The sequence below is a fragment of the Citrobacter sp. VF227 genome, assembly GCF_052950715.1.
Genome location: NZ_JBRFVF010000101.1, coordinates 1 through 704 on the forward strand (window position 1 = coordinate 1; position 704 = coordinate 704).

The 704-nt window shown below is 57.8% G+C and carries 1 protein-coding gene; it reads right to left on the reverse strand.

Going from position 1 to position 704, the window contains the following annotated elements:
* Positions 1 to 704 (reverse strand): DNA adenine methylase (locus ACU8YC_RS25275; protein WP_446896001.1); only part of this gene is annotated, 704 nt, incomplete at both ends.

The following is a 704-nucleotide window of genomic DNA, read 5'->3' on the forward strand; positions in this document are numbered from 1 at the left end:
TCCCCGGAGGAAATCACCACCGGTGAACCGGTCTGCTGATGAATCTCCTGTAGCCGGGTGACCAGCCGCTGATGATGGGCCGGCGTGAAAACCTGTCCGTCATACTGCGTGAACGCTGACGTGTCACTGAGCGGCAGATACGGCGGATCACAGTAAATACCACACCGCAGGGCGGCAAACAGCCCCGTGGTGGCCGCGCTCAGGGTTTCTTCAAAACCGGCGTGGAAAAAACTCACATAACAGCGCGCCGCTTTACGGGCAAAAATCATGATTTCCCGCTCCGGCAGGTACGGCCTGACCGGACGACCAAACGGCACGTTGAACATTCCCTTTTTGTTATACCGGCACACGCCGTTGAAACCGTGCCGGTTCAGGTAAATGAACAGGGCCGCTTTTTCCGTACAGTCTTTCATACGGTTAAACGCAGCCCGGTTCTCATGCCAGGCCTGTTCACTGTTACCCTCCCGGTACAGCCGACGTAAGGCCGTGATAAGTGCCCCGGGATTGTCACGGGCGTGACGCCAGGTGCTGACCAGGTCGGGATTACTGTCACCCAGTACATACTGCCGGTAACGGGTGTTCAGAAAAACCGATGCACTGCCGGCAAACGGCTCAATCAGACACTCCACGTATTCCGGTGAAGGCAGGGCGGCAAGCAGGGCCGGCATACTCCGGGTTTTGGCCCCGACCCATTTCAGATACGG